General features: G+C 61.8%; 10 protein-coding genes. 1 reads left to right on the top strand and 9 read right to left on the bottom strand.

What is annotated here, in order from left to right; translation table 11 throughout:
• Positions 1–272: 272 nt before the first annotated feature.
• From M2A_RS16505 to M2A_RS16495, 3 genes are all read right to left on the bottom strand, one after another.
• The gene (locus M2A_RS16505; protein WP_045449810.1) at positions 273–1,763 is read right to left on the bottom strand and encodes an aldehyde dehydrogenase; all 1,491 of its coding nucleotides are present in this window, start codon (positions 1,761–1,763) and stop codon (positions 273–275) included.
• A gap of 138 nt (positions 1,764–1,901) precedes the next feature.
• The gene (rpmG, locus tag M2A_RS16500) at positions 1,902–2,069 is read right to left on the bottom strand and encodes a 50S ribosomal protein L33 (RefSeq protein WP_045449808.1); all 168 of its coding nucleotides are present in this window, start codon (positions 2,067–2,069) and stop codon (positions 1,902–1,904) included.
• 181 nt (positions 2,070–2,250) lie between these two features.
• The gene (locus tag M2A_RS16495) at positions 2,251–3,438 is read right to left on the bottom strand and encodes an MFS transporter (protein WP_045449806.1); all 1,188 of its coding nucleotides are present in this window, start codon (positions 3,436–3,438) and stop codon (positions 2,251–2,253) included.
• Between the two features lie 193 nt (positions 3,439–3,631).
• Here M2A_RS16495 and M2A_RS16490 point away from each other — a divergent pair, with 193 nt between their 5' ends.
• Entirely contained in the window at positions 3,632–5,452 is a 1,821-nt protein-coding gene (locus tag M2A_RS16490; protein WP_045449804.1) for a potassium/proton antiporter, read from the top strand.
• Here M2A_RS16490 and M2A_RS16485 read toward each other — a convergent pair whose 3' ends face one another.
• The 6 genes from M2A_RS16485 to M2A_RS16460 form a co-directional block, all read right to left on the bottom strand.
• Positions 5,453–6,115 carry an NUDIX hydrolase gene (locus tag M2A_RS16485; RefSeq protein WP_045449802.1) on the bottom strand — a complete coding sequence of 221 codons (663 nt, stop codon included), beginning with the start codon at positions 6,113–6,115 and terminating at the stop codon, positions 5,453–5,455. It abuts the gene before it with no gap.
• 11 nt (positions 6,116–6,126) lie between these two features.
• A complete protein-coding gene (locus tag M2A_RS16480; protein WP_045449800.1) occupies positions 6,127–6,897 on the bottom strand; it encodes an NUDIX hydrolase in 771 nt (256 codons plus the stop codon).
• Between the two features lie 75 nt (positions 6,898–6,972).
• Positions 6,973–7,587 (bottom strand): pyridoxamine 5'-phosphate oxidase family protein, encoded by a 615-nt coding sequence (locus M2A_RS16475; protein ID WP_045449798.1) that lies wholly within the window; start codon positions 7,585–7,587, stop codon positions 6,973–6,975.
• A 119-nt stretch (positions 7,588–7,706) separates the two neighbouring features.
• Complete coding sequence (locus M2A_RS16470; protein ID WP_052379577.1) at positions 7,707–8,105, bottom strand: DUF983 domain-containing protein; 399 nt, start codon at positions 8,103–8,105, stop codon at positions 7,707–7,709.
• An 85-nt stretch (positions 8,106–8,190) separates the two neighbouring features.
• Positions 8,191–10,488 carry a ribonuclease R gene (gene rnr, locus M2A_RS16465; RefSeq protein WP_081875714.1) on the bottom strand — a complete coding sequence of 766 codons (2,298 nt, stop codon included), beginning with the start codon at positions 10,486–10,488 and terminating at the stop codon, positions 8,191–8,193.
• Positions 10,489–10,556: 68 nt separating this feature from the next.
• Positions 10,557–10,952 (bottom strand): topoisomerase C-terminal repeat-containing protein (locus M2A_RS16460; protein WP_045449792.1); only part of this gene is annotated, 396 nt, incomplete at its 5' end.

Below are 10,952 nucleotides of genomic sequence, written 5' to 3'. Positions count from 1 at the left end.
AAGGCAAAGGGGGGTTCCATGGCCGGGTTCCGGCCATATATAAGTGCGAGCCTTTCTTGTCATCTAGGTCCTTGCGATGTCCGGGTCCGCCGCATCTCCCGGGCGCGCGAGGAAGGCCGGTCGGCACGTGGTTAGGAGTGGCCTCCTCTGTTACGCCGCGAATTCCGATTGGCCGCCGTTTCCTGTGACGACGAGGAAACGAAAGGGCCGGCTGCTTGCAGCCGGCCCTTGCCTTTTGTACCGATGCGCATCTTGTGCAGATGCACAATCTCTCACTTCAATTCGATATATGTCGTCTTCAGCTGCGAGTATTTGTCGTAGGCGTGAAGCGACTTGTCGCGGCCGATGCCGGACTGTTTGTAGCCGCCGAAGGGCACGGTGATGTCGCCGCCATCGGTATTGTTGACGTTGACGGTGCCCGCTTTCAATTTGCGCGCTACCTTGTGCGCCTTGTTGATGTCGCGGGTCCAGACGCTGGCCTGCAGTCCGTAGATCGAATCATTGGCGATGGAGAGCGCCTCTTCCGGGTCCTTGAAGGTGAGGGTGGAAAGAACGGGGCCGAAGATCTCTTCGCGGGCGATGCGCATGTCGTTTTTCACGCCGTCGAAGATGGTGGGCTCCAGATAATAGCCGCCCGTGTTCTGGCGCACCTGCTTGCCGCCATAGGCAAGTTTTGCGCCTTCCTTGGCGCCGATCTCGATATAGGATTTCACCCGTTCGGTCTGTTCGCTGTCGACCATGGTGCCCATCATCGTGGCGGGGTCGAGCGGGTCGCCCGGCTGCATGGTTTCGCCGACCTTTTTCACTTTCTCCAGAAACTCGTCATGGACGCTTTCTTCCACCAGAAGGCGGGTGGCGGCGACGCAGACCTGGCCTGAATTATAAAAGACCGCCATGCCCGCATCTTGAGCGGCGGCATCGAGGTCCGGCGCATCGGCAAAGACGATGTTGGGGGACTTGCCGCCGCATTCCAGGCTCACATGTTTCATGTTGGTTTCGGCGGAATATTTCAGGAAGTACTTGCCGACTTCCGTCGAGCCGGTAAAGGCGATCATGTCCACATCCATGTGGCGGCCAAGCGCCTGGCCCGCCGTTTCCCCGAAACCGGGCAGCACCTGGAAGACGCCGTCCGGAATGCCTGCTTCGCCCGCAAGTTCGGCGACGCGCAGGCAGGTGAGGGGAGACTGCTCTGCCGGCTTCATGATGACGCTGTTGCCGGCGGCAAGAGCGGGCGCGAATTTCCAGGCGGCCATGAGGAGCGGGAAGTTCCAGGGCACGACCGCGCCGACGACGCCGAGCGGCTCGCGGGTGATCATGCCGACGGCGCCCGTGCCCATGGGGGCAAGCTCGTCGTAAATCTTGTCGATGGCTTCCGCATACCATTGCACGGTGCGCACTACCCCTTCCATGTCGCCCTGGCGGGAGAAGGTGATGGGCTTGCCCATGTCGAGGGTTTCGAGCAATGCCAGTTCATCGGCATTGTCGGCAATGAGCGCGGCGAATTTCAGCATCACGGTCTTGCGCTCGCGCGGCGCCATTTCCGACCAGGTGCCTTTTTCGAAGATCGCGCGGGCAGCTTTTACGGCCCGGTCCACATCTTCCTTGTCGCAAGACGCGATGGCGGTCAGGACCTGGCCGTCTATCGGGCTGTAATTGTCGAAGGTCTCACCGGAGGCGGCATCGGTGAAGCGGCCATTGATGAAGGCCTGATGGCGGTAGGTGAGCGTGCTTGCTTTCTTGCGGTAATCTTCTGCTGCGGACATCGGGTCCTCCCTCAGCAACTAAGCGTTGATTTGAGGGCATCATACAGCAAAGGGCGAGGCTGTATGAGTGACAGCCTCGCCCTTCGGCACCCTTGCGGGTAAATATATTGAACAGGAGCCGCGCTCCTGCGCCCAAGATTACTTGATCTTGTTTTCCTTGAACTCGACGTGCTTGCGCGCGACGGGGTCGTATTTCTTGATGACCAGTTTTTCGGTCATCGTACGGGTATTCTTCTTCGTGACGTAGAAGTAGCCCGTGCCCGCGGTGCTTTCGAGCCTGATTTTCAGCGTGGTCGGCTTCGCCATCGCGAAATCCTCAATCTTTGCCCGCCGCGGCCGAGTCCGGACGGAAGTCTCACAATTGATGCCTCGGAATTGCGCCGCAGACTACCCATCGCGCGGGCGATGTCAAGCGTGGCTTGAGGGGCAGGAGCTGCCGAATCGCAGATTTTCGCCCTTTTCTGGGCCTTGAAGCCCACCGCCGGGTTCAGGCCATGGGATCGCGCGGTTTCGGGGTGGAATAGCGCCAGCCCACCAGAATGAGATAGACCCCGATCAGCCCGGCCATGAAGACGGCAAGGCCATGCGGGTCCCAGACATCCATGGAAAGCCCGGCGAGCGGCGGCCCGGCAAGGGCCCCCACCGAATAGAGCATGACGAAAGTGGCATTGGCCGAGGCAAGGTCCGCCCCCCGGAAACGCTCTCCGAGGAGGGTGAGGCCGACCGTGTACATGCCCACCACCACGCCGCCGAAGACGAAAAGAGAGGGGATGAAGAGATAGATGCTCTGGGAGACGAGGGGCAGGAGCGCCGTGCCCGCAAAGCCGAAGCCCGCGCAGATAAGAAGGACGAGGCGGCGGTCCATCCGGTCCGCCAGCGCCCCGATGGGGATTTGGAAGAGGATGTTGCCCGCCCCGAAGACGGTGAGCACCAGGGCGGCGGTTTCCGCCGTCTGGCCGGTGCGCAGGGCATAGATGGGCAGGAGGTTGAAAATATTGGTCTCCGTTGCCCCATAAATGAGCCCGGCAAGGGTGGCGGCGGGGGCGACGAAGAGAAAGGTCAAGAGCCCCCGGCTCGGCGCTTCCTCCACGCGCGGGGCAAGACCCCAGGCAAGGAAAAGCGGAATGCTGGCACTCACTGTCAAGAACGAGACGATGAGGAAGGGCAGCGCGCCCTCGCTGCCCACCAGCGCCAGAATGAGCGGGCCGATGGCAAAGCCGCCTGACAGGATAGAGCCGTAAAGGCCGATCAGTTTGCCGCGGCTTTTTTCGTCCGCCAGCTGGTTGATCCAGAATTCCGAGACGACGAAAAGGCCGGTCAGCGCGATGCCGTTGATGAAGCGGATAGGAAACCAGGCCCAGATATTCGGGAAAAGGAAATAGCAGGGCATGCAGGCCGCCGAGAGCGCCATGCAGGCCAGAAGGAACCGGTCCGGCTGCACGCGGCGCAGAAGGGTCGGGATGAAGGGTGTAAAGACCAGCGTGGCAAGCGCGGGCATGGCGGTGTTGAGGCCGATCAAGGCCGTGTCGGTGCCGCGCTGTTCGAGCTGCAGGGCGAGCAGGGGGATGGAGAGGCCGAGCCCCATGCCGACAGCGGTGATGCAGGCGATGACGGCGGCAAGGCTCTTGATGCGTTCCTTTTCGCTCAAGGCGCCTTTTTTGATGATTTCAGCCATTTCTTAAGCGCTTTTCTTGTTATCGCGGAACCGCCGCCCGATGAATTCGGTTTGGAAGCGAACAATCCGGCCTTTAATACTGTTTCTACAATGTAGCGGCAAAATTGCTGGATAAAATTGCCGTGCTCTGCGGGGCTCCTACCTGTCCGGGATGCGGATCGCCGTCACATGTGAAACACGAGGCAACAACCGAATGCTCGAAGCGCAGACCGTCGCCATTTTTATCGTTGCCGGGCTCGTCTGCGCCGCCATTCTTTCCAGCCTTTTGTCCTTCCGCATCGGCTCGCCCTTGCTGCTGGTCTTCCTTGTGGTGGGGCTTGCGGCGGGCGAAGACGGCTTCGGCCTTGTCGTCTTCAACGATGCAGGCACGGCCTATCTCATCGGCTCCATCGCGCTTTCCGTCATTCTTTTCGATAGCGGCTATGCGACGCGCTTCCGCTCCTACCGGGCGGCGGGTGTGCCTGCCGTGGTGCTGGCAACGGCGGGGGTGCTGCTGACCGCCGGGCTGACGGGGACAGCCGCCAAGTTTCTTTTCAATGTTGGCTGGCTGGAAGGGATGCTGCTCGGCACCATTCTCGCCTCCACCGACGCGGCGGCGGTGTTCTTTCTCCTGCGCGTCGGCGGGGTAACGATCCGCGAGCGCATTCGCTCGCTGCTCGAAATCGAATCCGGCACGAACGATCCCATGGCGATCTTTCTGACGCTGACGCTTGTCGAGCTGATTGCGGCAGGGGCGGGGATCGAAACGCTGAGCGCGGGGCTGCTGGGGCGTTTTGCCTGGGCGATGCTGGGCGGGGCCTTGATCGGGGCGGCGGGCGGCTGGCTTATCCTCGTGGCGGTAAACCGCATTCAATTCGACAAACCGCTCTATCCGCTTATCGTGCTGTCGCTCGCCGTCACGGTCTTTGCCATGGCGTCCATCGTCGAGGCGAGCGGTTTCCTTGCGACCTATATTGCCGGGCTCATCGCGGGCAATATGCGCATGCGCTATTCCCAGGCTTTGGAGGATTTTCAAAGCGGGGTGACGTGGTTCTGCCAGATCGCCATGTTCCTGACGCTTGGGCTTTTGGCGACGCCGTCCGAATTTCCCGCAGTTTTTGCGGGCGCCTTGGCGATCGCCGCTTTTCTGATTTTCTTTGCCCGCCCGCTCGCCGTCTGGATATGCCTGTCGCTTTTCCGGTTTTCGCCCGCCGATATGACTTTCGTTTCCTGGGTTGGGCTGCGCGGGGCGGTGTCGATCCTGCTCGGCATTATCCCGCTTGTCGGCGGCATCGGGGACGGGCAGAGCTATTTCAACATCGCCTTTATCGTGGTGCTGCTCTCGCTTGCCATTCAGGGCTGGAGCATCGGCCCCGTGGCGCGCTGGCTTGGGCTTCTGGTGCCGCCCATCAAAGGGCCGGTGGACCGCATTCAGCTCGAATTGCCCACCGCTTCGCGCCATGAGCTCGTGACCTATAAAATCGCGCCCGACAGTCCCGTGGCGCTCGGCGCGCGTATGCCGCGCTGGGCCCGGCCCTCGCTTGTCATTCGGGACGGGGCTTCCATGTCGGCGCGGCGCGCGGGGCGGCTGAAAGAAGGGGACAGCATCTATATCTTCGTGACGCCCCGGCAGGTGCAGCTTCTCGACAAGCTTTTCGCGCGCCCGGTGCCGGAGGACGAGTTTACCAGCACTTTCTTCGGCGATTTCATTTTGAAGCCCGATGCGCGCATGGGCGATGTGGCCCCGCTCTATGATTTCAGCGTGAGCGAGGAAGAAGCGGAGTTGAGCGCGGAGGAATTTTTGCTGCGCCGGTTGCCGCAGCCGCTCGATATGGGCGACCGCACGACGATCGGCACGGTGGACCTGATCGTGCGCGCGCTTAATGAGGAGGGCACGCGTGTTCTGGAGGTCGGGATTTCCGTTCAACCGATGCGCCCGAGCCTTGAAACGATGCCGCTGCCGCTGCCTGCGAGCGTGCGCAAGGTGCTGCTGAAGGCCATCGGCTCCATGCGCTCGGGCATGCGCGAGGAATGATCAGGCTTTCCGGCGCACCACGACAGGCTTGTCATTGCGGTAGCAATAAAGCGGCGGCACGGGATGCGTGATGCCTTTGGCGCGGGCCTGCAATTCCTTCAGCATGAATTCGGTCACATCGATCACCGGCAATTTGAGCGCTTCGGATAGCGGGTACCAGTCGATGTCCGAAAGCTCGCCCGAACCTTGCACCGTGCCTTGCGTATGCGCTGCCGATGCCAGGAAAAAACGGGCGTGGAAGCGGATGGGGCTTGAAAGCGGCGTGATGGCGCGCCCGGCGAAGGTAAGTTTTTCAAGATCGGGCAGGCGTTCTTCCTTGCGAAACTCTTCCCACGTGCCCGAAACCCGGCCCTTGAGCGTGCCGGGTCTTGTGAGAAAGAGCCCTGTCTCCTCGCGGGTTTCGCGGATGGCAGCGAGCGCCAGATGGCGCGCCTTTGCCCCCGGACAGCCGGCATGGACGAGGGCCTTTTCCGTTTCCGGCGTAAAGTCGGTGCCGGGCTCGATATGCGCGTCGTTCGCATCGAGTTTGCCGCCCGGAAAGACATAGGCATCCGGCACGAAGGAAACTTTGCTGTGGCGTTTGCCCATGAGGACGCGCGGCTCGCCGCCCGTTTCGTCGAGCAAAATGAGAGAGGCCGCATCGCGCGGCTTTACTTTGGTCATGAGCGCGCGGCCTAGAGCGTTTCGCGGATGGGGCCCGCCTGGCGGAAATAGACGAAGGGCACGGGCCGTTTCGCGGCGGCCTGGGTGGAGAGCACCAGGCGCTCATCCAGTTCGTCCAGCACCACGCGGGTGATGTTCGGCAAATCAAGGCCGCGCGCATCGTCGAGCGTCAGCCAGTGCACCTCCAGAAGCTCGTCCGAGCCGCCGGCAATATCGTGCATATCGCCCTGAATGTGTTCCGCATCCACCGTGAAAAAGCGCGTGTCGAAACGCTTCGTGCGGTAAGGCGGCGTGATGGCGCGGAAGAAGAAATCCATGGCGCCGAGGGCGGGTAAAACCTTCTGGTCGAAATAGCTTTGCCAGTCCGGATTTTTCGTGCGGCGGATTTCCGGGCACGGCTTGCCGACAATGAGGCCGGTTTCCTCGAAGGTCTCGCGGATGGCGGCAAGGGCCATGCCGCGCGCACGGGCTTCCGAGGGCGTGCCGCGCATTTTCTTCAGCAGCTTTTCTTTCACGGGCTTGCGCAAATCCTCGCTCACCGCAATGCGGCTGTCTGCCGGATCGACGCGCCCGCCGGGAAAGACGAATTTGTTCGGCATGAATTTGTGGCCCGCATGGCGCTTGCCCATCAGCACTTGCGGCTTCGGCCCGTCGCGGCGCACGAGAATGAGTGTTGCCGCTTCCTTGGGGCGCACGGCGGGGGCCTTGCCTTCCCGGTATTCCTGATTGCGGCTGTTCTTCGGATCGAAAACGGCCTTTGCGGCCTGTTCGTTATTGGACATTGCTGAACTCCCTGTGGGGCAAACAATGCCTCCAAGGCGGTGTGAAGTCCAGCCGCGCCCGCTTGCGGGGGGCGCTCAGTAAATGGATTTTTTCAGATGCTCGGGGTAATTGCGGTCGTAGGCCGCACCGTCGAATGCCGGATCGAAACCCTGATTGATCTCACCTGCCGTAGGGACCGGGCGGGTTTTGGGCCAGCTTTCCCATTGCCAGAGGCCGGAACGGGCAAGCGCTTTCTGGCATTGGTAATAGACCGTCTCGATCTCCACCTTGATGAGGGAGCGCGGGGCTTTGCCCTGCATGGTGAAACGGGCGGTGAGTTTCTCACCGGCGAGGATCGAGGCGCGGCCATTGACGCGCAGGGTTTCGCCTACGCCCGGCACGAGGAAGAGCAGGGCGACGCGCGGATCGCGCAGGATGTTCTTCAAACTGTCGAGCCGGTTATTGCCGCGCCGGTCCGGGATGAGCAGCGTACGGGGGTCTTCCACATGAACAAAGCCGGCCGGGTCTCCGCGCGGGGAACAATCGAGCCCTTCGGGCCCTGCCGTGGCGAGCAGCATGAAGGGCGCCGCTTCCACGAAGGCGCGGTAATGCGCGGTGAGGTGATCGCGCTCTTTGCTCAATGAAACGGGGACGGGGGCGCCGTACAGCGCTTCAAGCTCCTCGATCGTCTTTATCTGCCGCTCGCTCATCTCGCGCTCCCATAAGCGGGGTTTTCATGTGCGGCGATCTTATGCGGAAGGGAGGTGGCGGCACAGCCCGATCACGGGTTTAATGCCGGACGATTGGCTCTATGTTTCGAGAAGGAGCGTCAGCCTGCGCGGCCGAAGCCTTCCATCCGCAAGGCCCATTGCAGGCCGACGGTGGCGCCCTTGGCGACGGGCAGAATGGCCAGCGATAGGATGGCGGTCAGCGGCAGCCAGATCGCAGCATGAACCCAGAGCGGGGGCCAATAGGCAAATTCGAGCGCCATCATCATGGGCACGATGAGGTGGCCGACGATCAGGATGGTGAAATAGGGCGGGGCGTCATCGGCGCGGTGGTGATGCAGTTCCTCGCCGCAGCTTGCGCAGTTCGGCGTGATCTTCAGGTAGCTCGTGAAGAGCTTGCCTTCCCCGCAATGGGGACAGGTAAAGCGCATGCCCTTCCACATGGCCGGCCAGAGCGGGCGTTCATTGCGGTAGGTCAGGGGGGTGCCGGAACCGGTCATGCGCTTCTCCTTCATCGCCACCCTAATTAGAGACTGGCATGTCTCCAAACAATGTGTCCGATTGCCGCGCCGGGCCGGAGCGGGCTTAGCGCGCGCCCGGTTTGCGCTTGGCCTTGGCTCCCTTGGCGGCAGCGCGCCGGTGCTTGCCCGCTTTCGATTTGTCGCGCGGGCCCGCGGCGCCGCGGCGCGGAGCCCTGCCGGGCGCGCTGCGCGCGCCCTTGCGGGGCGTGAGCGTCGAGCCGCCTTCCAGCATCTCAAACAAAAGCCCGCCCGTCACCGGCACGGCGTCGAGCAGTTTGACGCGCACATTCTCACCGATCCGGTAAGCCTTGTGCGTGCGTTCGCCGATCAGCGCCTGGCGGCCTTCATCATAGATGAAGTAATCGCCCGCAAGCTGAGAGATGGGCACGATGCCGTCCGCGCCCGTGTCCGCCAGCTTGACGAAAAGCCCGAAACGGGAGACGCCGGAAATCCGGCCCTCGAAATCCCCGCCTACTTTCGAGTGCAGGAAGGAGGCGACATAGCGGTCGGTTGTTTCACGCTCGGCCAGCATGGAGCGGCGCTCGGTGAAGGAAATGTGCTCGGCGATCTCTTCCAGATCCCTGATCTCCTCATCCGTCAGACCGTCCTTGCCGAATTTGAGCGCGGAGATCAGCGCGCGGTGGACGATGAGGTCCGCATAGCGGCGGATGGGCGAGGTGAAATGCGCGTAGCGGCGCAGGTTCAGCCCGAAATGGCCGAGATTTTGCGGGTCGTACACCGCCTGGCTTTGCGAGCGCAGCACCATGTCGGAGACGAGATGGATGAAGTCGCCTTTTTCCGCCTGCGCCAGAATCTTGTTGAACTGGGCCGGCGTCATGCGCTGGCCCTTGGGCAGGGAAATATCCATGCTTTTCAGGAATTCGGAGAGGCCGAAAATCTTTTCCTGCGAAGGGGCATCGTGGATGCGGTAGATGAGCGGCGATTTTTTCTCTTCCAATGTTTCGGCAGCCGAAACATTCGCCTGAATCATGAACTCTTCGATGAGGCGCATCGCCTCCACGCGCTCGGCCTGTCGGATGGCCTTCACCTTGCCGGTCTCCGTCAGCTCGACCTTGTATTCGGGCAAATCGAGCGCCAGCGGACCGCGTATATCCCGCGCCTTGGCGGCGGTTTGATAGGCGTTCCAGAGCGGCATGATGACGGTATCGAGGAGCGGGGCGGTTTTTTCGTCCGCATGTCCGTCCACCGCTTTCTGGAAGGCCTGATAAGAAAGTTTGGCGTGGGAGCGCATCAACCCGCGAATGAAGCGGTGTGAAATTTTGTGCCCGCTCTTGTCGAAGACCATGCGCACGGCAAGGCAGGCACGGTCTTTCCCTTCAACCAGCGAGCACAGATCATTGGAGATGCGCTCGGGCAGCATCGGCACCACGCGGTCGGGCAGATACGTAGAGTTGCCGCGTTTGCGCGCTTCCTTGTCGAGGAGCGAGCGGGGCGTGACATAGGCGGCGACATCGGCGATGGCGACATAAACGATGTGGCCGCCTTCGTTTTTCGGATCATCGTCGGGCGCCGCATAGACCGCATCGTCATGGTCGCGCGCATCGGCCGGGTCGATGGTGATCAGCGGGATGTCGCGCAAATCCGTGCGCTCGCCGAGGCTGGCATGTTTCGCCTTTTCCGCCTCGGCGATGACCGCCTCGGGAAAGACATCCGGAATGCCATGAGCATGAATGGCGATGAGGCCGATGGATTTTTGATCGGAGGCATTGCCCAGCACGTTGCGCACCTTGGCGCGTTTGAGGCCGGAGCGGGGGCCGGGCAGGGTTTCGGCAAGCACAAGATCGCCTTCGCGCGCATCGCCAAGATCGCGGCCGGAAATCTCGAACTCCATGCGCAGGCGTTTGTCGACGGGCAGAAGCCGCGCGCCTTCGGTATGTTCGCGGATAATTCCGAGCAGCGTTTCCGCAGCCTTGCCGATGCGCCGCACGATGCGCGCTTCATAGGCATAGTCTTCTCCGCCCTCGAGCGGGAAGAGGCGGGCAACCGCCCGGTCACCGACACCGACAGCCGCGCCCTGATGGCGGTCCTTGGCGCGGGGCGGGGCGATGATGATGGAGGGAGGCGGGCTTTCTTCGTCCCATTGGTGAGGCTCGGCGACAAGCTCGCCATCCTCGTTCCGGCCCGTGATGTTGATGACGCCGACGGGCGGCAGGGTGCCGGGCGGGGCAAGGCGTTTGCCTTTGCCTTTTTTGATCAGCCCTTCATCGGTCAGCTCTTTCAGGATGCGTTTCAGCGCGATGCGCTGGTTGCCCGCAAGCCCGAAAGCGCGGGCAATCTCGCGTTTGCCCGCCTTGCCTTCATTGTCGGTAATGAAAGAGAGGATTTCGTCGCGCGAAGGCATGCCTGCCTGCGCGCCGCCATCCCTGGCAGCTTTGTTGCGGGCGCGGGGGGCGCGCTTGTCAGCCACTTCTACTCTTCACCTGTGTCAGCGGTTTCGGGTTTTGCAGCAGTTTTCTTTTTCGCTGCGGTTTTTTTCGTAGCTGGTTTTTTCTTTGCAGCGGTTTTCTTTTTGGCAGCCGTTTTTTTCTTCGCCGCCGTCTTTTTCTTGGCGGCGGTCTTCTTCTTGGCCGCAGGCGATTTGCCGGTTTTGGCCGCGATGAGTTCCACGGCCTGTTCCAGCGTCACGCTTTCCGGATCCTGATCCTTGGGCAAGGTCGCATTCGTTTTGCCATGCTTTACATAAGGACCATAGCGCCCGTTGAAAACCTGCACGGGCTTACCGTCCGCTGGATGTTCGCCCAGTTCCTTCAGGGCCTGGGCGGTGCGGCGGCGGCCTGGATTGGCTTTCTTTTCAGCCAGCAGCGT

The sequence above is a fragment of the Tepidicaulis marinus genome, assembly GCF_000739695.1.
Classification (GTDB): domain Bacteria; phylum Pseudomonadota; class Alphaproteobacteria; order Parvibaculales; family Parvibaculaceae; genus Tepidicaulis; species Tepidicaulis marinus.
This window is presented reverse-complemented; position numbering and strand designations above follow the sequence as displayed.

Coding starts and splice junctions, on each gene's coding strand:
- M2A_RS16470 (WP_052379577.1), bottom strand. CDS start 8,105: ATGACCGGTTCCGGCACCCCCCTGACCTACCGCAATGAACGCCCGCTC.
- rnr (WP_081875714.1), bottom strand. CDS start 10,488: ATGCCTTCGCGCGACGAAATCCTCTCTTTCATTACCGACAATGAAGGC.
- M2A_RS16485 (WP_045449802.1), bottom strand. CDS start 6,115: ATGACCAAAGTAAAGCCGCGCGATGCGGCCTCTCTCATTTTGCTCGAC.
- rpmG (WP_045449808.1), bottom strand. CDS start 2,069: ATGGCGAAGCCGACCACGCTGAAAATCAGGCTCGAAAGCACCGCGGGC.
- M2A_RS16490 (WP_045449804.1), top strand. CDS start 3,632: ATGCTCGAAGCGCAGACCGTCGCCATTTTTATCGTTGCCGGGCTCGTC.
- M2A_RS16480 (WP_045449800.1), bottom strand. CDS start 6,897: ATGTCCAATAACGAACAGGCCGCAAAGGCCGTTTTCGATCCGAAGAAC.
- M2A_RS16505 (WP_045449810.1), bottom strand. CDS start 1,763: ATGTCCGCAGCAGAAGATTACCGCAAGAAAGCAAGCACGCTCACCTAC.
- M2A_RS16495 (WP_045449806.1), bottom strand. CDS start 3,438: ATGGCTGAAATCATCAAAAAAGGCGCCTTGAGCGAAAAGGAACGCATC.
- M2A_RS16475 (WP_045449798.1), bottom strand. CDS start 7,587: ATGAGCGAGCGGCAGATAAAGACGATCGAGGAGCTTGAAGCGCTGTAC.